The sequence below is a fragment of the Ligilactobacillus sp. RTP31139st1_D10_RTP31139_211217 genome (genome assembly GCF_040226755.1).
In the GTDB taxonomy this organism is placed as follows: Bacteria; Bacillota; Bacilli; order Lactobacillales; family Lactobacillaceae; genus Ligilactobacillus; species Ligilactobacillus animalis.
This window is the reverse complement of the sequence record NZ_JBCOAR010000001.1, coordinates 119,466-138,048: the sequence shown is the minus strand read 5'-3', so window position 1 is coordinate 138,048 and position 18,583 is coordinate 119,466. Positions and strand designations below refer to the sequence as shown.

General features: G+C 40.2%; 18 protein-coding genes and 1 pseudogene. 15 read left to right on the top strand and 4 right to left on the bottom strand.

Translation table 11 applies throughout. From position 1 onward, the window contains the following. The first annotated feature begins 116 nt into the window (after positions 1-116). The 8 genes from pfkA (at position 117) to ABT996_RS00645 (ending at position 9,392) form a co-directional block, all read left to right on the top strand. The gene (gene pfkA, locus ABT996_RS00680; protein WP_010689116.1) at positions 117-1,079 is read left to right on the top strand and encodes a 6-phosphofructokinase; all 963 of its coding nucleotides are present in this window, start codon (positions 117-119) and stop codon (positions 1,077-1,079) included. A gap of 113 nt (positions 1,080-1,192) precedes the next feature. After that, entirely contained in the window at positions 1,193-2,953 is a 1,761-nt protein-coding gene (pyk, locus tag ABT996_RS00675) for a pyruvate kinase (protein WP_010689115.1), read from the top strand. Positions 2,954-3,102: 149 nt separating this feature from the next. After that, on the top strand, positions 3,103-4,005 hold the full coding sequence (locus tag ABT996_RS00670) for a magnesium transporter CorA family protein (RefSeq protein WP_010689114.1): 903 nt from the start codon (positions 3,103-3,105) through the stop codon (positions 4,003-4,005). Positions 4,006-4,015: 10 nt separating this feature from the next. Further along, entirely contained in the window at positions 4,016-4,714 is a 699-nt protein-coding gene (locus ABT996_RS00665; RefSeq protein WP_010689113.1) for a response regulator transcription factor, read from the top strand. Beyond that, a complete protein-coding gene (locus ABT996_RS00660) occupies positions 4,698-5,675 on the top strand; it encodes a sensor histidine kinase (protein WP_010689112.1) in 978 nt (325 codons plus the stop codon). The genes ABT996_RS00665 and ABT996_RS00660 overlap by 17 nt, the downstream gene beginning before the upstream one ends. 138 nt (positions 5,676-5,813) lie before the next feature. Beyond that, positions 5,814-6,569 (top strand): ABC transporter ATP-binding protein, encoded by a 756-nt coding sequence (locus tag ABT996_RS00655; protein ID WP_035448222.1) that lies wholly within the window; start codon positions 5,814-5,816, stop codon positions 6,567-6,569. Between the two features lie 15 nt (positions 6,570-6,584). Further along, positions 6,585-8,573: an ABC transporter permease gene (locus tag ABT996_RS00650; protein ID WP_035448225.1), complete on the top strand. Its 1,989-nt coding sequence runs from the start codon at positions 6,585-6,587 to the stop codon at positions 8,571-8,573. Positions 8,574-8,600: 27 nt separating this feature from the next. Further along, positions 8,601-9,392, top strand: a complete 792-nt coding sequence (locus tag ABT996_RS00645) for a TraX family protein (protein ID WP_035448227.1) — start codon at positions 8,601-8,603, stop codon at positions 9,390-9,392. Positions 9,393-9,461: 69 nt separating this feature from the next. Here the strand turns inward: ABT996_RS00645 and ABT996_RS00640 are convergent, their stop codons facing one another. Continuing rightward, complete coding sequence (locus tag ABT996_RS00640; RefSeq protein WP_010689108.1) at positions 9,462-9,824, bottom strand: iron-sulfur cluster biosynthesis family protein; 363 nt, start codon at positions 9,822-9,824, stop codon at positions 9,462-9,464. Between the two features lie 161 nt (positions 9,825-9,985). On the opposite strand from ABT996_RS00640, the gene ABT996_RS00635 reads away from it, so the two are divergent. Both ABT996_RS00635 and ABT996_RS00630 read left to right on the top strand, forming a co-directional pair. Then, positions 9,986-10,954: a hypothetical protein gene (locus ABT996_RS00635; RefSeq protein WP_035448229.1), complete on the top strand. Its 969-nt coding sequence runs from the start codon at positions 9,986-9,988 to the stop codon at positions 10,952-10,954. 3 nt (positions 10,955-10,957) lie between these two features. Further along, a pseudogene (locus tag ABT996_RS00630) lies at positions 10,958-11,273 on the top strand (heavy metal-binding domain-containing protein). A gap of 108 nt (positions 11,274-11,381) precedes the next feature. Here ABT996_RS00630 and ABT996_RS00625 read toward each other — a convergent pair. Further along, positions 11,382-12,812: a C69 family dipeptidase gene (locus ABT996_RS00625; protein WP_035448231.1), complete on the bottom strand. Its 1,431-nt coding sequence runs from the start codon at positions 12,810-12,812 to the stop codon at positions 11,382-11,384. A 124-nt stretch (positions 12,813-12,936) separates the two neighbouring features. On the opposite strand from ABT996_RS00625, the gene thmT reads away from it, so the two are divergent. Next, complete coding sequence (gene thmT / locus ABT996_RS00620; RefSeq protein WP_004047673.1) at positions 12,937-13,125, top strand: 2-hydroxymuconate tautomerase; 189 nt, start codon at positions 12,937-12,939, stop codon at positions 13,123-13,125. A gap of 52 nt (positions 13,126-13,177) precedes the next feature. Here thmT and ABT996_RS00615 read toward each other — a convergent pair whose 3' ends face one another. Beyond that, the gene (locus ABT996_RS00615; protein ID WP_035448234.1) at positions 13,178-13,987 is read right to left on the bottom strand and encodes a Cof-type HAD-IIB family hydrolase; all 810 of its coding nucleotides are present in this window, start codon (positions 13,985-13,987) and stop codon (positions 13,178-13,180) included. A 148-nt stretch (positions 13,988-14,135) separates the two neighbouring features. Between ABT996_RS00615 and ABT996_RS00610 the strand changes: the two genes are divergently transcribed. The 4 genes from ABT996_RS00610 to ABT996_RS00595 all read left to right on the top strand — a co-directional run bounded on the left by ABT996_RS00610 (position 14,136) and on the right by ABT996_RS00595 (position 17,638). Beyond that, a complete protein-coding gene (locus ABT996_RS00610; protein ID WP_035448373.1) occupies positions 14,136-14,912 on the top strand; it encodes an alpha/beta hydrolase family protein in 777 nt (258 codons plus the stop codon). Then, positions 14,896-15,216, top strand: a complete 321-nt coding sequence (locus ABT996_RS00605; protein WP_010689103.1) for a metal-sulfur cluster assembly factor — start codon at positions 14,896-14,898, stop codon at positions 15,214-15,216. The genes ABT996_RS00610 and ABT996_RS00605 overlap by 17 nt, the downstream gene beginning before the upstream one ends. A 13-nt stretch (positions 15,217-15,229) precedes the next feature. Further along, on the top strand, positions 15,230-16,201 hold the full coding sequence (locus tag ABT996_RS00600; protein WP_035448236.1) for an ABC transporter permease: 972 nt from the start codon (positions 15,230-15,232) through the stop codon (positions 16,199-16,201). A 63-nt stretch (positions 16,202-16,264) separates the two neighbouring features. Next, on the top strand, positions 16,265-17,638 hold the full coding sequence (locus tag ABT996_RS00595; RefSeq protein ID WP_035448238.1) for an RsmB/NOP family class I SAM-dependent RNA methyltransferase: 1,374 nt from the start codon (positions 16,265-16,267) through the stop codon (positions 17,636-17,638). Between the two features lie 66 nt (positions 17,639-17,704). Here ABT996_RS00595 and ABT996_RS00590 read toward each other — a convergent pair whose 3' ends face one another. Beyond that, on the bottom strand, positions 17,705-18,472 hold the full coding sequence (locus ABT996_RS00590) for a DUF4931 domain-containing protein (RefSeq protein ID WP_035448241.1): 768 nt from the start codon (positions 18,470-18,472) through the stop codon (positions 17,705-17,707). Positions 18,473-18,583 lie beyond the last annotated feature (111 nt).

The window sequence follows — 18,583 nt, the reverse complement described above, 5'->3', positions numbered from 1 at the left end:
AAAACTGCTTTTAAATTATTGGTGAAAATGCAATTTTTTACAAGACAACGGCGCTCAAAAGTGATAAGATTACATTTGGAGAATGTAGTACTACAATTATTACTTGAGGTGAAGAAATGAAACGCATTGGTATTTTAACAAGCGGTGGCGATGCCTCCGGGATGAACGCTGCTGTACGTGCGATTGCTCGTTCCGCTATGAATGCGGGTCTTGAAGCTTATGGTGTCAACTATGGCTACAAGGGTCTTGTTGAAGGTAACATCTTCAAGATGGAATCTTCCCAATTGGACGGTATCATCAATCGTGGTGGCACCATTCTTTACTCTGCACGTTTCCCAGAATTTGCAGAAGAAGAAGTACAATTAAAAGCGATCGAACAACTTAAAAAGTTTGGGATCGATGCTTTAGTTGTTATTGGTGGCGACGGTTCTTACCACGGTGCTTTGAAACTTACAAAGCATGGCTTTAACTCGATCGGTGTTCCAGGAACGATCGATAACGATATTCCAGGAACTGATTTCACGATCGGTTTTGATACAGCTGTCAACGTGGCAACAGATGCTTTAGATCGCATCAATGATACAGCAACATCACACCAACGTGTCTTTGTTGTTGAAGTTATGGGTCGTGGCGCTGGGGATATTGCATTATGGTCTGGGATCGCAGCCGGAGCAGATGCAATCGTTATTCCAGAACGCGATTATGACGTCAAAGCAATTGCTGACAAGTTGACTAAGAACCGTGAACAAGGTAAAGATCATGGCTTGATCGTCTTGGCTGAAGGCGTAATGTCTGCTAAAGACTTCAAGGAAGAACTTGACAAGCACGGTGACTTCGATAGTCGTGCAATTACTTTGGGCCACATTCAACGTGGTGGCGTACCAACTGCTAAAGACCGCGTATTAGCTAGTCGCTTCGGTGATTATGCTGTTCGTTTATTGCTTGAAGGCAAGGGTGGTTTAGCTATCGGTATTCGCGACAACCAACTTGTTGCAACTGATATCATCGATACTTTAGAAAACCACAAGCATGTGACAGACGTGTCATTGCTTGACTTGAACGAACGTTTGAGCTTCTAAAGTAGCAACTTATAGGTAGAGTTGAAACTACCTTAACGGGTAACTGTTTAAACTTTTGATATTTCAACGTAAAATGCAGAGCATTTAAGATTTTCAAAGGAGAGAATTAACTCATGAAAAAGACCAAGATCGTAAGTACACTTGGACCAGCTAGTTCAGATTTAGATACAATTTGCAAATTGATCGAAGCAGGCGCTAACGTCTTCCGCTTCAACTTCTCTCATGGTGACCATGAAGAACATTTAGGCCGTATGAACCTTGTGCGTGAAGCTGAAAAGGTTACTGGTAAGATGGTTGGTATCATGCTTGATACAAAGGGTGCTGAAATCCGTACAACTGTTCAACAAGGTGGCAAGCTTCACTTCAACATCGGCGACGAAGTTCGTATCTCTATGGATGCTTCTATCGAAGGTACAAAAGAAAAGATCGCTGTTACTTATGCTGACTTATACGATGACGTTCATGAAGGTGGCCACGTATTATTTGATGATGGTTTGATCGACATGAAGATCGAAAAGAAAGACGAAGCAAACCGCGAATTAGTATGTACAGTTCTTAACGAAGGTACACTTGGTTCACGTAAAGGTGTTAACGCTCCTGGCGTTTCCATCAACTTACCTGGTATCACAGAAAAAGATGCTGACGATATCCGCTTTGGTTTGGATAACGAAATCAACTTTATCGCTGCTTCCTTCGTACGTAAGCCTCAAGACGTTTTAGATATTCGTGAATTATTAGAAGAAAAGAACATGGAACATGTTCAAATCTTCCCTAAGATCGAATCTCAAGAAGGTATCGATAACTTTGATGAAATCTTGAAAGTTTCTGATGGTTTGATGATCGCTCGTGGTGACATGGGTGTTGAAATCCCAGCAGAAAACGTTCCTTTGGTACAAAAAGCATTGATCAAGAAGTGTAACGCTGCTGGTAAAGCTGTTATCACAGCTACACAAATGCTTGATTCTATGCAAGAAAACCCACGTCCTACACGTGCTGAAGCTTCTGACGTTGCTAACGCTGTGTTTGACGGTACAGATGCAACAATGCTTTCTGGTGAATCTGCAAACGGTGACTACCCAGTTGAAGCTGTTGCAACAATGGCTCGTATCGACGTTAAAGCTGAAAATGCATTACGTCAACACAAGTCATTCTCATTGAACGAATTTGACAAGACAGACGTTACAGAAGCAATCGGCCGTGCCGTTGCTGAAGCAGCTGACAACTTGAACATCAAGACGATCGTTGCTGCTACAAAATCTGGTCACACAGCTCGTATGATCTCCAAGTACCGTCCAGATGCTGACATCTTGGCAGTTACATTTGACGAACGTACACGCCGTGGTTTGTCTGTAAACTGGGGTGTATTCCCTGTTGTTGCTGAAACACCAGGTTCAACAGACGAAATGTTCAACTTGGCAACAGAAAAAGCTAAAGAAGCTGGCTTTGCTAAGGAAGGCGATTTGATCTTGATCACAGCTGGTGTTCCAGTTGGTGAAAAGGGTACAACTAATGTTATGAAGATCCAATTGATCGGTTCTAAATTAGTTGAAGGCCAAGGTGTTGGTGACGAAACTGTTATCGGCAAGGCTGTTGTAGCTACATCTGCTGCTGAAGCTAACGAAAAAGCTGTTGAAGGTGCAGTTCTTGTAACAAAGACAACTGACAAAGACTACTTACCAGCTATCGAAAAAGCATCTGCTTTGATCGTTGAAAACGGTGGTTTAACATCACATGCTGCTGTTGTAGGTATCTCAATGGGTATTCCTGTTGTTGTTGGTGCTGCAAACGCAACTGAATTGATTGCTGACGGTGAAGTTGTAACAGTTGATTCTCGTCGTGGTATTGTTTACCATGGTGCATCAAACGCACTTTAAGCCGAACGCTTAACAAATTTAAAATAAATAACTAGTTATCGGACCCGCTTCATTTGAGGCGGGTCTTTTTGTATGACTTTATCCAGCTAGCTTTTTGTGCTATGCTAAAATTATTTGTGGTAGATATATAAATGCTAGGGGTTGGAAAGATGAGCAAGGAGATCGTTTTTGGTCCAAAAAAAGATTTTATTTGGATCGATATCAAAAAAGATGATGAAAATGTGGTCCAGGAGCTAAAAAGCCAAGCCAAGCTCGATAAAGAACTGTTGGGTTATGCTTTGGACGAACACGAAAATGCTCACGTGGAATATGACGCTGAAGAAGAGCTCTTGTTGATCGTTTTTAATGTGATCAAAAAACACAGTGAACGATATGAAACGACACCGGTGGCTTTTATTATCAAGCAAAATGAGCTGTATAGTTTTACGACCGCTAAAACAGCTTATGTGACTGAGTTCATTGAAGGGTTGATCACGCGCCAGCCCAATCTCAGTCGTTTGAGTTTGATCTTTAAGACGCTTTATCAGATCGTGGGAGCATTTTTCCCAGTGATCAAAGAGATCGATAAAAAACGTTTGGCTTTGACAGAAAAGCTAAAAACTAAGACGACTAACCGTAATTTGTTGGAGCTCTCGGATCTAGGGATGGGCTTAGTTTATTTAGTCAATGCAACACAACAAAATTCATTATTATTGGCACAATTAAAAAAGATCTCACTTTATCGCTATCTGACAGAAAATGAACAAGAAGAGCTAGAAGATGTCGAGATCGAAGCTTATCAGTTGGTGGCGATGGCTAATTTATCCGATCAGATCTTAGGTCAGATCTCGGAGACCTATAATAACTTATTGAATAACAACTTGAACGACACGATGCGTTTATTGACGATCTGGTCGTTATTGTTGACGGTCCCGACTATTGTGACAGGCTTTTTTGGGATGAATGTTTTATTACCGTTTAAAGATAGTCCATTTGGCTGGCTCATTATTATTTTTATCAGTATGTTTTTATCGATCGGACTGTTAGAGACGATCCTAAAACGCATAAAATGAGGTGAAAGATATGGGTAAGCAGACTATTTTTATGGTAGAAGACGATGCAACGATCATTCAAGTTGTCAGTGAAAAATTGAACTCTTGGGGGTATGCTTGCAAGGGTGTGACAGATTTTCAAAATGTGCTAAGTGAGTGTTTAGAACTCGATCCTCAATTGGTCTTGTTGGATATTTCATTGCCTTACTTTAATGGCTTTCATTGGTGCCAAGAGATCAGAAAACATTCGCAGGTGCCGATCATTTTTATCTCATCAGCTGCTGATCAAATGAATCAGATCATGGCGATCAATTTAGGTGCCGATGATTTTATCGTCAAACCGTTTGATCTCAATTTATTAGTGGCTAAGATCCAAGCCTTATTGCGGCGTAGTTACCAGTATAATCAGGTACAGACCGTTGATACCTATCGTTTACAAGGATTTACTTTTACGCCTGAGGAAAATATGATTGCAAATGCTGAGAGTAAGTTGAATCTATCGCCCAATGAGACTAAGATCTTGGTTATTTTATTACGTGAACGCGGTCAGATCGTTTCGAAGACACAGATGGTCGAAGCGTTATGGCAAGCCGATGACTTTATCGATAGTAATACATTAGCGGTCAATATCACCCGGATCCGTAAGAAATTAGCCTCAGTCGGGATCAAGGATCTGATACAAACGGTCAAAGGAAAGGGGTATTTGATCGAGGATGAAACAAGTATTTAAATTGATCAAAGCTTTTATCTGGGAACATAAAGCGACCTATCTAGTATGGTTATTATTACTGGGAACCCAAGGCTTGACGTTGTATCTATATGATCAGACCCAGGCGATCTTAGGTGATACGCTATTGTTTAGCTGTTTGATCATTTTTAGCTATACGTTAGTTGCCTTTAGTCGGTGGCAAAGAAAGCTCAAGCAGTTACAGCTCTTACAGGCCAATTTTTCACATGAGCTTTTACCCTTAAGCACTAGTCAAGCAGAAATGCTTTATCAGCAGATCGCTGAAGAATTAGAACAAAAATTAGTAGCCGAATTAGAACATAGTCGTTTGAAAAAACAGGAGATGTTAGAAGACTTTGGCATTTGGCTACATCAAGTCAAGACACCAGTATCTGCTTTAGACCTTTTGATCCAAGCGCAAGGCAACGATCCTAAGATGCGAGCTGAGTTGTTCAAAGTCAATGAGTATCTCCAGCTGATGTTAAATTATTTGCGTCAACAATTGGATAATTCTGACCTTGTTTTTGAACAAGTCGCCTTAGATCAGGTGATCAAGGAAGTCTTGAAAAAATATGCCCTCTTTTTTGCTCAAAAAGGGCTACGGGTGGAGTTTGTCGACCTTGATGCCAAAGTCACGACCGATAAGAAGTGGTTGATCTTTATTTTAGAGCAATTGATCTTCAATGCGATCAAATATACTAACACCGGAACGATAACGTTTATCTTTAATGGCGATCATTTGGCGATCAAAGATACCGGGATCGGGATCAAAGCACAAGATATTCCCCGTGTCTTTGACAAAGGTTTTACCGGTTATAATGGCCGGCAAGATCAACGCGCAAGTGGTCTGGGCTTGTATTTGAGTCAAAAAGTTGCGACCAAATTAGGATGTAAACTCGAATTGACTTCTAAAGTTGGTCAAGGGACAACGGTCAAAGTTTATTTTCCAAAATACGATAAATAAATTGTTACTTTAACTTTAGTGTTATTTCAAAATGGCAACCTTACAACTTTGTAAGGTTGCCATTTATTTTGTAAGTAGGCATGAGTCGCTAGGCTTGTTATGATTAAGATATCAATTAGGACAACGGAGGAAATAATCATGAAAGAATTACTAAAGATCGAACATGCACGTAAAGTTTATCAGAGTCGTTTTAAGGGTGTTCAAGTTGAAGCTTTAAAGGATATCCAACTTGAAGTCAATGAGGGCGAATATACAGCGATCATGGGCGAATCCGGTTCTGGTAAGAGTACCTTGTTGAATATGATCGCCACTTTGGATAAACCAACATCAGGTAAATTGTATTTGAATGGTGATGATCTGACTCAGATCAAGGAAAAAGCCGCTGCAGCATTTAGACGTGAACATTTGGGCTTTGTCTTCCAAGATTTTAACTTGTTAGACACGATCTCTGTCAAAGATAACATCTTATTACCTTTAGTTTTATCACGTAAAAGTATCAAAGCGACTAAGCCTAAATTGCAAGAATTAGCAGAGAAATTAGAGATCACCGCCTTATTAGAAAAATATCCATACGAATTATCTGGCGGACAAAAGCAACGGGTAGCGGTCGCGCGGGCGATCATTACCGATCCAGCACTACTTTTAGCCGATGAACCGACTGGGGCGTTAGATTCAAAGACCTCAGATCAATTATTGGATATCTTTGAACAGTTGAATCAAAATGGGCAAACGATCTTGATGGTCACCCACAGTTCATTAGCTGCTAGTCGAGCTAAGCGGGTCTTGTTTATCAAAGACGGGATCGTTTATCATCAACTTTATCGGGGGGAACTTGACTCCAAGGATTTCTTAGAAAAGATCAATATGACGATGGCGTCATTATTGCCACGTTAGTCAGGAGGGATCTGTATGTTTTATGCTAAATTAGCTTTCCAAAATATTCGTAAAAATAAACAGGCCTTTGTACCATTTTTACTGTCGATGATCTTTTTGACGGCCTTAAATACTTTGATGTTGATGGTCGCTAATGACCCAGGGTTGGCTAAGCTGCAAGGAGCTGAAGCGATCACCCAACTTTTTGGCTTTGGTTCTGTGATCGTATTGATCTTTTCGGTAGTATTTGCTACTTATACGGAAACGATCCTAAACAAGCAGCGTAAAAACGAACTAGGCTTGTACAATGTTTTAGGTATGGGCAAACGTGAATTATATAAGTTGACCTTTTTTGAAAAAGTGATCAATTTAGTTACAACAGTTGTTTTAGGTATCACAAGTGGTGTGATCTTTTCGCGGCTAGCGTATTTGATCATCAAGAAATTGATGGGAGTTGGTGGTGAATTCAAATTTACTTTGAACCCTTCGATCTTGATGATCACGATCTTATTTATCGCTGGTGTTTACGCTTGGCTATATTTGATCAACGCTTTTAATATCTTTAAAAGTGATCCGATCGAGTTGTTACATGCTGATCAAAAAGGTGAAAAAGAGCCTAAAGCTAAATGGTTCTTGGCTTTAGTTGGTTTAGTCTCTTTAGTTTGGGGTTACTGGATCGCGCTTACGATCAAATCGCCAGTTTCAGCGATCACTAATTTCTTTATCGCAGTACTATTAGTGATCATCGGTACCTATCTGATCTTTACAGCCGGGAGCATCGTTGTTTTAAAATTATTGCGTAAAAATGAAAACTACTACTATAATGTTAAACATTTCATTCCTGTATCAGGGATGATCTATCGAATGAAACAAAATGCGGTCGGTTTGGCTAGCATCTGTATCTTGTCAACGATGGTCTTAGTCACAGTTTCAACGACAGCTGGATTGTTCTTTGGCTTAAATGATCAAGTTCAACAGATGTTTCCACGCGATGTTATGGTCACTTCAGCAGAGCCACTGACGAAACTCAAACAAGTAGCTAAGACCTATGCTGCTGAGGAGGATGTTAAATTAAGTGATATGCAATATAGCCGGGCCAGTCAACCTTTATTGGTTACCAAAGATGCTAACAATTTTAAGGTTTCTGATCGGATGTATTATTCTGTTTCAGATGTTGATAAATCGGCTAACGTGGTTTTGATCAGTTTGAGTGAATATAATACTTTGACAAAAGATAATTTATCTTTAAATAAAACTGATGACATCTTTATGTATACTACCGCACGGAGTTATCCTGAAAAGACAATGGTATTGAATGGACATAAGTATCAGATCAAGCAACAGGTCAACAAATTAAAAGATACTGGATTGCTTAATGTGTCACCGGTCGATTCCTACATTATCGTTATGAAAGATCAACAGCAGATCGATTCGCTTTTGAAAGAGTGGTTTGGTACTAAGAAAGGTGAAGCGTATTTAGCACCAGCTTATGCACTTAACTTCAATATTGACCTCAAAGATCAAGCTAAACGTAAAGCATTCATCCGTGGACTAAGCAAAGAGTTTGCTAAAACTTCGGATAAACAATGGTATTCCTTTCAAGATAAGGATAGCTATCGCGAAAGTGTCAAACGCTTTGATGGTGGGTTCTTCTTCTTAGGGATCATTTTAGGGACAGCTTTCTTACTAGCTACGACATTGATCATCTATTACAAGCAAGTTTCTGAAGGGATGGACGACCGCGAGCGCTTTGTGATCTTACAAAAAGTTGGGATGGATGAAGCTGAAGTTAAACGTGTGATCCACAGTCAGATCATGATGGTCTTCATCTTCCCATTAGCCTTTGCGATGTTACACGTTGCATTTGCTTTCCCACTGATCAAAAAGATGTTGGTCTTATTTGGGATCACTAACTGGCAGCTATTCTTAGTAGTTACACTCGCGGTTGCGCTGATTTTTAGCATTCTGTATTATATTGTGTATCAACTAACTGCACGGGTCTATTACCGTCTAGTTGAACGTTAAGTAGTAAAAATTTAGGAGAGAAAGAAGATGAGTCTTCTTAAAAAAGGTTTAACTGGTTATCAGTTAAAAGTTTTAGCAATGATCTTTATGTTGGTGGATCATTTAAATATGTATTTAGGGCCAGAGTTACATTGGCCGTTATGGATCAATTTTTTAGGTCGTTTTGTGGCGCCAACATTTTCATTTCTATTAGTTGAAGGATATTTTCATACCCGTAATAAACGGCGGTATTTGAAGCGTTTATTGCTCGGAGCATTAGTCGTAGGGATCGGTAATATTATCTACAATCTCTTGACTAAGGCATATATCAATCCGTTCGATCATCAACCCAATTACTTACTGTTTCTCGGGCCACATAATATCTTTTTGACGTTAGCTTTACAGCTGATCATGATGTGGTCATTGGATAACATTTTAAATAAGCATAGACGTAAGGTATCATGGCCGGCATTTATCGTAAGTGCTTTGCTGATGTTTGCTTTTGCAGAAGGTGGGGTCTATCTCTTGCCGTTAGCTTTGATCTTCTTCTTAGGTCGTAAGTATCACAAGCAAGCGCCAATGCTTTGGGCAACGTTTTTCTGGTGTGCTCTGTTATTTGCTAAAGCTTATTACAGTTACAGTAGCGGGGCGACAGCTTCAGTTTCACTCTATGATCATTTGACATTTGCCAGTGAATTTATGATGGTAGCCGTCATTCCATTGATCTGGCTATATAATGGCAAACGTGGTGGCAGTGGTAGTCAAGCTGAAAAGTCGTTCTTCTATATCTTTTATCCAGTTCACCTTTGGATCATTTACTTGATCAAAGCCTTTGTCTAAACAAATATGAATAAAAATAGGCTCCCTATGAGGTAAGATCTTACCTCATAGGGAGCCTTTTTATTAGATTTAGTTATTTTTGCGGAGATCGATAACATTTAAGACTGGGGTCAATTCACCCGAACTGTTACCTACAAGTCGCAAAGTCATATTTTGCGGATTTAATTTGAGTTGCATGACTTGATCTAAATACATGTCAGAGTAGCCCTTGTAATACACATCTCCAAGCTCAGTTACGATCTTTTCATTATAATCATGGATATCTTCATCTTTATCAACGATCACTAATTGAAAGGCTTGATTTAAAGAGCACACACCGACTTTGGAAAAAGGACCGACGCCATCATCAAAATCGAGTAGAACGATGGCATTTGGATCTTCAAAAAATGGACGTAATTTGGTAGCTGCTTCATCTGTAATGGTTAATTTCATTTTAAAATACCTCCCTTAACTGATATGTATATTATCTATCACTTGTTAACTGATTACAACATATATGCTTACAAAAAGTTAGCTGTATGAAGATAGAATTATTTACATGCTTCGCTTATAATTGAATTAGTTAGAAAATTTAAGAAAGGCCAGGTGATAATATGTCCTTGATCATCAAAAATGAAGGTAATATCTGCCTTGAGTCTAAGCAAACTATCAGGCTCGATCCTAAAGAAAACGTAGCTTCTATGGCAGAAGATATTTATCTATTTACGCATTTATCGACGGATCTTTTGCAGATCTTAGCTGATAAGCGACGCAAAAATCTTGTTTATTTACCACAGATGTTACTCAAACAGCTTCAAAAATTAGTTCAAGCAGGTTTCATCAGACCTTTGAATTTTAGAAAGATAAAGTGCTATCCCTATAATTATCCTGTTCAGATAGCAGATCTCTGGGTCACTGCGTTTCCAAGTGATGATGGTTTGAATGGAGCAGTCAGTTTGTTGCTCGAACATGAAGGTAAAGTGTTTGGCTATACAGGTCGTTTTATCACGCGCGGAGCACATAAAAAGCGGATCAAGAAATGGAAAAAAGCTTTTCAGACGGCTAAGTTAGATCTGTTGTTATTAGATAGTGCGGCGTTACAGACCAGCGAAGTTTTTGTATCAAACACTAAAAAATTCAAACGTTTCTTAGCAAATCTATCTACGACGGACTTACCAGCTTTAAAATTATCGGAATTAGCCCCAGAAGAGATCCTGGAATATCAAGAAATTGCTAAACAAGCTGGCAGAACTTTACTGCTGGCACCAGATCTTGCTATTTTAGCTAAATTACTATTCCCATTTGATGATTTTACAGCTGCGACGCCAACTAACTTAAAATTAGCCACGGAAAAACCAGAAAAATTCATAATTCAAGCAGGAATTGCTAAGCAAGATACCATCATTTATAATAAAGATAGTATAAAAGATATTGATGTGATCGCAGCTGATCAAAGCGAGAGCGAATTAAAAGAAGTCGTGCATGTGATCGCCCCAACGCAGTGTTTGAGCTATGGCGAAAAGACCTTAGAGGCGATCGAACCTTTGACTAAGACAGTTAGTTTTTCAGAAGAAAGGGTGTAGCAAATGTTAGTTGTAACAACAGAAAATATTCCAGGCAAAAAATACGAAGTGATCGGGACTGCTTTTGGCGTGACGACGCAATCGCGCAATATTGCCAGTGACTTTGGGGCAGGCCTAAAGAGAATCGTTGGTGGTGAGATCAAGGGCTATACCAATGATGTTAAATAATTCGCGTCACGAAGCCGTTGATCGCTTAAAACAAGAAGCTAAGGCTATGGGGGCTGATGCTGTTGTCATGATGCGCTTTGATTCGGGTTCGATCAGTGCAGATATGCAATCAGTTGCTGCCTATGGGACTGCCGTAAAATTTATTGACTAACTACGATAGACGATATCGTTAAGGGCATTTAAGTGTATAAAGAGATCCCCGATGGAAGTTATATCCCAACTTCCATCGGGGATCTTATTTGATTTAAAAAGCTATATTTTACAAATTAGCGTCAGTCTTGAAGTTCAGTGGTGAAAGATCTGTTGCTTCAGTGATCAATTCAGCGGTCAGTTTTTGCGTTTCACTTAAGCCTAATGCCTGCATCTTAAGGGATGCCTTAGTCAATAATTCACTTAAAACAAGCGGATCATCTATAGTCAACGCTTTTGCATCTGTTTGTTTGATGATCTGGGTGAATTTGACGGCTAGTTCTTTCTTTAGATCCAAAACTTTTGGTCCAAATTGTGCATAGTGAGGATCGACTAAGACGCCGAGTAATTTGTAGACCCAGTAAGCCGAGTCGCTAGAATACGTCTTTTGGCCGGCCTTGTAAGCGGGATGGACATCGGTACTACCGGCATAGACCGGGACAAAAACACTTTGCGCAGTAACGCCCATTGCGACCCAGTGAAGACCAGCGATCTCGACCGGTAAGTTTGGGCGAAGTTGAAGCAAGTGAGATTCTTGCGTTTTAGCTAAGCTGATCGGTCTAAACTTATTTTTTTCCGGTGCCTTACCTAGTGGATCGTAAGGTGTATTTTGGAAATGCGAGCCCAAGACGTATTTGAGATCATCTAAATACAATAAACGGTCAGCTTTTTGGATAAATGGTAATTCTTCGCTCATTGGGTCTTGTTTGACGCTAGGTGTCAAATAGCGTTGACCGTCCCAGACCCGTGGAGTACTGTAGATCTCGTCGGACAATTCGTGTGTTCCAAAGATATTGCGGAAGTTAAAGCATGTCGGATCAGGATTTAAATGGTTAGTAGCGACAAATTCTTGGATCCCAGTTGAAAAGATAAAGTTAGCAGGATCGTTGAAGTCGATCTCTTGGATCGCTAGTTGGTTAGCCACTACCGCATAGCAATCATCGGGGATCCTTTGTGCAACAAAGTGGTGCCCAGAACCGGTTTCTAAATACCAAACTTCTTCTTGATCGGCAAATAAGATCCCGTTAGATTCGCAAGTACCGTATTTTTCAACGATCTGGCCTAGGCGTTCTACACCTTCGCGAGCTGTCTTAACATAGGGCAAAACTACGGTGACCATGGCTTCTTCGCCGATCCCATCTTTGACAAGGGGATCGCAGCCTAAAACACGTTCGTTGGCATAGGCACTTTCGGTGGCACTCATGGCTACCCCATATTCATTGATCCCATCTTCTTCAAATAAGCCAAATTCAGTGGTCCATTCTGGTGTGGCACTGTATTTGAAACGAACTTGTGGTAGTGGCATTTTAAAGCCGTTGTCTTTTGAGATAAATTCTTGTGGGGTATCAAATTCTTGATGGGGATGGATGACCATGTGTTTAGGCCAAGCACTTTTGGCATCTTCGTTGCGCCCAATCACAGTCGAACCATCAGCCATCGCTTTTTTTCCGACTAGGATGCTAGTGCAAGCGGAAAATTCGAAACTTTTATAAAGTGTCATACAGAGACGTCCTTTCATCAGGTGATTAGTTTTATTTTAGCAGACTGACAGAACTAAAAACAATTGCACTTGTCCTAAAACTTTGTCATAATTAACAATATCAACAAAGAGGGAGATGACAATAATGCCATTAGTTCATATCGAACTTATCGAAGGTCGTAGCCAAGAACAACTCAAGAACTTAGTTAAAGACGTAACTAAAGCAGTGGTTGAAAACACTGGTGCTCCAGCTGAACACGTTCACGTTGTATTGAATGAAATGCAAAAAGATCGTTACGCTGTTGGCGGTGTGTTAAAGAGCGACGAAAATTAAAATAAAAAATTCGAGATCTAAGTTGCACTAGGTCTCGAATTTTTTATTTACTCTAAGCTAATTTTAAATATTCTTCTAAGTAATGGGCTAAGCCATCTTCTTTATTGGTCAAAGGCGTAATATCGTTGGCTAAAGCTTTGAGTTGCTCAGTCCCGTTTTGCATGACTACGCCCCAGCCAGCATAATCGATCATTTCGGCATCATTATGTTCATCGCCAAAGGCCAAAATATTTTTACGGTCGATCTTAAAGGTATCAGCTAAGAATTTGACCCCATGCGCTTTATCAACGCCTTTAGGTGACAGTTCTAAGATCGGATTAGGACCACCCCAAACACCAACATTGATCTTGTCACCGAAATTTTCTTCTAGAGCCGAGACTGTTTTAGGCAATTGAAGTTTGTCGACTAACATCGTCATGGCTGATGGGTTTTCCTGTAAGTTTATCCTATTTAGGACTTCATTAGCTTTCAATGTTACTGGAAAGAAATCATCGATCACGGTATTAGGGACATCAGCCAAGGCCATATTCTTACCTTCAGCTGCAACGACTTTGATCCCAAGTTGTTCTTTAGCAGTTAAGATTTCAAAAGCAATATCACGATTAAAGGTCAAAGCGTATTCTTTATCCCAAGTTTGATGGGGAATATGTCCCACGGCCCCATTAAAATTGATCATGGGTGATTTAAGACCTAGAAAATCATAATAGTTTTCTGAGATCCGGTTAGGGCGGCCGGTTACGATCGAAACGATATGCCCCGCTGCGGTAGCTTTGGTTAAAACTTCTTTAGTTTTAGGCGTTATTTGACTATTTTCATTTAATGTCGTGCCATCAAGATCGATCGCGATCAGTTTTTGTTCCATAGAATCAATCCTTAAAAATTTGTAGTATATCTGCTTAAACTTATCACAAACTTAAATAAAAAACAACGGATAAGGAACTAATTTTGCGATCATTTTGAAGATAATAGTGTATAATTTTAAGGGAAAGATCAAGAAGGGGGTAGTTATGATGAGCGAGATCATCGCAAAACAGATCGAAGGCTTACCAGTTTTAGAAGTCGTGGCTAGAAAATATCGCACCCAAAGTTTACCGTTGATCGTTTTTTATCACGGGTGGACTGGTTGTAAAGAACGAGTTTTAACAGAAGGTTATGAATTAGCCAAGCGGGGCTTTAGAGTGGTCTTACCAGATGCTAAATTTCATGGTCAGAGGCAAAGCGGACCTGTCACGGGGCACCGCCAAGAATTTTGGCAGATCGTAGCTAGTTCAGTCAAAGAGCTACCACTTTTGGTAGATCATTATCGCCAAACGAGCGGGATAAAAGATGACCTAGTTGGTGTCAGTGGACTTTCGATGGGAGCGATCACGACCTGCGCTTTGTTGACTGTGTATGATTGGATCAAAGCAGGTGTGAGTTTGATGGGTTCTCCTTGCCCGACCGCATTTGCCCGCCAATTACTGGAAGAGTTGCCCGGTTTAGCAGATATTCCAGCTAGTTTTGTCGAGCAGCAATTAGCCCAACTCGAGCTGATCGATCTATCAAAGCACCCTGAACGGATCGCTGGGCGACCAGTCCATTTTTGGCATGATACTGCTGATCAAATGGTGCCATATGCGCCGGATAAGGCATTCTTTGACAGTATCCAAGGGAAAGATTATGCTAGAAATACATCATTTACAACGACTACAGGGCAGGGACATAAGGTAAATTATGCAACTGCGGTCGAGATGGCAGAAAAATTTGAAGAGTATTTTGGAGGAATCGATGATGGAACCACGAAATAGTGAATTGATCAAAAAAGATATTTTAGATGCCCTTGAAACGGTGATCGATCCAGAATTAGGGGTGGATATCGTTAATTTAGGTTTGATCTATTCAGTTGATCTAAAAGAAGATGGTCTATGTATCGTTCAGATGACCTTGACGACGATGGGCTGCCCTTTGACGAACTTATTGGCTGATATGGTCGAACGTTCGATGGATGGGATCGCTGAAGTCAAAAAGGTCGAAGTTGAATTTGTTTGGGAACCGGCCTGGACAATGGACCGCATGACTAGCTATGCCAAGATGGCGCTAGGGATCCACTAACGGAGGCGTTTTTGTGTTAAAAAGAAAAATCTCTGTTGTGTTATATATTGCTTTGATCTCATTTTTTTGTGTCTATCTATTTTTTAAGATCCAAGAACGTGACCTGATCATTCAATTGAATAACAACAACCTTTCTCTAGATGCGTATAAGATCACGCTCAAACAAGATATCTCACTAGCAGAACTCGATCAGAAGGTAAAGGACAATGATAAATTGACCGATGTCCAGCTTCATTACCAAGCTAAAGATCAGCGTAATGTGACATATTTTTACGGTAAGGGCAATTATACGCAACCACCATTGCTTTCAGGACATTTCTTTTCAAGTGCTGACTTTGAATCCGATGTTCCGTTAGCGGTCGTGGGAAAAAATTATGAAAAAAAATTATATGAGCCTAAAGATCAGGCATATTTGAAACTAGATGGTAATTATTTACCTGTGATCGGTGTGATGGGCGACAACTATCACTCAGATCTAGATGATCAGATATTTATTGCGGCTTCGACTCAAAAACTGGCAACAGCTCACACTAATGATTATCGGATCATTTTGGATAGTTTGACCCCGATCGATGCTAAAACCTTAAAAAAAGAGCTAGGCTTACTGTCAGCTACCAGATTAGTCAAAAAGAATTTCATCATTTCTGATGAATCATGGTTAGCCTCACATTGGGCGCAAGTCCTAGGCTTATTTGCGGCAGCGGTTGGTTTCTTAGCGCAAATGGCTGTTTGGTTGATCTCATCACGGCGACGCTATAACGAAGCCGTATTTTTGCAAGCTAATCCCGCTAAATTTGCCTTTGAAGAATGGCGCACATATTCGATCTGGGTCGGTCTAGGTACGATCATTGGCGGAATGGCAGGGATGTTTATTTTCCAAATGACGACGTATACTTATCTATTGCTGACGATGGGTTCGATCTATCTAGGAAGCAGTCTGCTATTTTACCTGTTGATCAATTCAAGGTTGAAAAAGAGTGAATAGTTAAGGATAAAGAGAATTAGGAAAGAAAAGCTATGTTATATAGCAGGAGAGGTTTTTTAAGAAGTGAAGTTACCAGAAGATTTTAAGAAAAAATATCAAGCTCTATTGGGTGACCAAGCCACAGCATTCTTTGAAAGTTTATCTGGCGAAGTACAAAAGGGATTTCGACTTAATCCGTTAAAAGATAACTATAAAAAAGTTGCTAATTCACTGGATGAACCGGTCGAATATGTTGCGACCGGTTATGTAGGCGAAGTTAGTGGAAAGACGTTGGAGCATCAAGCAGGGTATGTCTACAGTCAAGATCTAAGTGCAATGTATGTCGGTGAAGTGGTCGAAGCTGAGCCGGGCGAAAAGATCTTAGACCTTTGCGCTGCACCGGGGGGGAAGTCGACGCAGATCATTGAAAAGATGGCAAATCAGGGGCTATTGGTCTCAAATGAGATCAATAAAAAACGGGCTTTGATCTTAGCTGAGAATATGGAACGAACTGGGGCCCGAAATTCGATCGTCTTAAACGAGGATCCAGCGACATTAGCTCAAAACTTTGAGACTTGTTTTGATAAGATCGTAGTTGACGCGCCCTGTTCAGGTGAAGGGATGTTTCGAAAAGATCCACATGCGATCACATATTGGCATGCCGATTATCCAGCGCAATGTGCTAAGCGTCAACGTGAGATCTTAGCTGAAGCGGTTAAAATGTTAGCTGTTGGTGGCGAATTGGTCTACTCGACTTGTACATTTGCTCCTGAAGAAGACGAACAGATCATCAGCTGGTTATTACAAGAATATCCTTACTTTGAGATCGTACCTTTACAAAAGTATAATGGCATGGACAGTGGAGTCCCAGCTTGGGGCAATGATGAGCCCGCGCTAACGGGGACAGTTCGCTTGATGCCACACCACTTTAAAGGTGAAGGCCATTTTATCGCTAAATTACGTGATACACGCCCAGCACAAGTTGTAAAAACTAAGAAGAATAAGCGTAAAAAGCAAAATAAAGCAGGTTTGACCCAAGAACAGGTCGCTTTATGGAAAGAATTTTCCGCTAACTTCTTAAAGCAAGACCTCTTCAAAGTAAATGAATTGCAATGCTATGGCGACCATCTTTATTATTACAATAAAAATTGGCCTGATATTTCATGCTTAAAGTTTATGCGTCCGGGTCTATTGCTTGGTGTCTTTAAGAAAAAGCGCTTTGAGCCTAGCTATACACTAGCTTTAGCTTTAAGTGCAACTGAGACAGAGCAAAAGCTAGCGTTGACCCATGAACAATGGCAACAGTATGTGGCTGGCAATACAGTGACGGTGGCCACATCGCATAAGAATGGGTGGTATTTATTGGTCTGTGATGATAAACCCTTTGCATTTGGTAAGGTCGTCAACGGTACGGTCAAAAATTTCTTCCCTAAGGGCTTACGTTTTAGTTTTGAATAAGACAGTTGTTATAAATAATGAGGGACCTATTATGATGTTTTTGCATCGTGATAGGTCCCTTTTTTGCTAGTTTAGATATTTTTCTTTAAGACGTTTTACGACTTCAGCGGTAAATTCAGCATCGAATTTTTGGCTGATAAAATAACCTACGAAATAAGGTGAGACGATAAAACGCGGAACTACTTTACAGTAAAGTTTATCGGCTAATTTATAGAAGAAGAGGTTGTAGGCTTCACAGCGTCCATCATTAAATTCAGCGAGTAAATATGAAACGACTTCTTTGATATAATCAGCTGCAGGTGCGATACTTTGTTCATCAAAGCTGATGTTAAATTCCAAAAAGCCCATGATAGGGTGATCGGAGATGTTGAGGGTTGCTCCGGCTTTAGTTGCGACCGTTTCGCCACTAAAGTAAGCTGGGGCGATCTCGTGGTAACCATCAGCCTCTAAAAGCCCGACGATCTGCATGTGCGGGTGTGAAAGGGAACCGCCGGAAAGTTTACCGTAGTTTTTATACAGTAAAACACTTTTATATTTAGGGTCATTATAAAATACTTTCCACTGTTTGATCGCATAAGCTAGAATATTTTGCCATTCTTTAGGCTCATAGTTGGAGATGTTACCGTCGTGTTTAGTAGATTCGATCAAAACGAATTGATCGGTCTTTTCGAGCGTCGAATATTTATTTTTTAAAAAGATCATCTCGCCTTGTTGATCGTAAATATCAGTTAAATGTTCAACGTCACAAAAAGGGCAACTGGGCTCAGCTGCGCCGGAGATCCGCTTTTGTTTACCGATACTACGATTGAATGTCAAAAGACTATTTGTTTCCATAAAATATTCACCTGATCCTTACTTGTCATAGGCTAAATTATAACATAACTTAAAAAAGTTTAAATACGTAGGCAAGTGCTAAAAAATAATTTGGTTGTGTAAAACTTAAAA

Coding starts and splice junctions, on each gene's coding strand:
- pfkA (WP_010689116.1), top strand. CDS start 117: ATGAAACGCATTGGTATTTTAACAAGCGGTGGCGATGCCTCCGGGATG.
- pyk (WP_010689115.1), top strand. CDS start 1,193: ATGAAAAAGACCAAGATCGTAAGTACACTTGGACCAGCTAGTTCAGAT.
- ABT996_RS00670 (WP_010689114.1), top strand. CDS start 3,103: ATGAGCAAGGAGATCGTTTTTGGTCCAAAAAAAGATTTTATTTGGATC.
- ABT996_RS00665 (WP_010689113.1), top strand. CDS start 4,016: ATGGGTAAGCAGACTATTTTTATGGTAGAAGACGATGCAACGATCATT.
- ABT996_RS00660 (WP_010689112.1), top strand. CDS start 4,698: ATGAAACAAGTATTTAAATTGATCAAAGCTTTTATCTGGGAACATAAA.
- ABT996_RS00655 (WP_035448222.1), top strand. CDS start 5,814: ATGAAAGAATTACTAAAGATCGAACATGCACGTAAAGTTTATCAGAGT.
- ABT996_RS00650 (WP_035448225.1), top strand. CDS start 6,585: ATGTTTTATGCTAAATTAGCTTTCCAAAATATTCGTAAAAATAAACAG.
- ABT996_RS00645 (WP_035448227.1), top strand. CDS start 8,601: ATGAGTCTTCTTAAAAAAGGTTTAACTGGTTATCAGTTAAAAGTTTTA.
- ABT996_RS00640 (WP_010689108.1), bottom strand. CDS start 9,824: ATGAAATTAACCATTACAGATGAAGCAGCTACCAAATTACGTCCATTT.
- ABT996_RS00635 (WP_035448229.1), top strand. CDS start 9,986: ATGTCCTTGATCATCAAAAATGAAGGTAATATCTGCCTTGAGTCTAAG.
- ABT996_RS00625 (WP_035448231.1), bottom strand. CDS start 12,812: ATGACACTTTATAAAAGTTTCGAATTTTCCGCTTGCACTAGCATCCTA.
- thmT (WP_004047673.1), top strand. CDS start 12,937: ATGCCATTAGTTCATATCGAACTTATCGAAGGTCGTAGCCAAGAACAA.
- ABT996_RS00615 (WP_035448234.1), bottom strand. CDS start 13,987: ATGGAACAAAAACTGATCGCGATCGATCTTGATGGCACGACATTAAAT.
- ABT996_RS00610 (WP_035448373.1), top strand. CDS start 14,136: ATGAGCGAGATCATCGCAAAACAGATCGAAGGCTTACCAGTTTTAGAA.
- ABT996_RS00605 (WP_010689103.1), top strand. CDS start 14,896: ATGGAACCACGAAATAGTGAATTGATCAAAAAAGATATTTTAGATGCC.
- ABT996_RS00590 (WP_035448241.1), bottom strand. CDS start 18,472: ATGGAAACAAATAGTCTTTTGACATTCAATCGTAGTATCGGTAAACAA.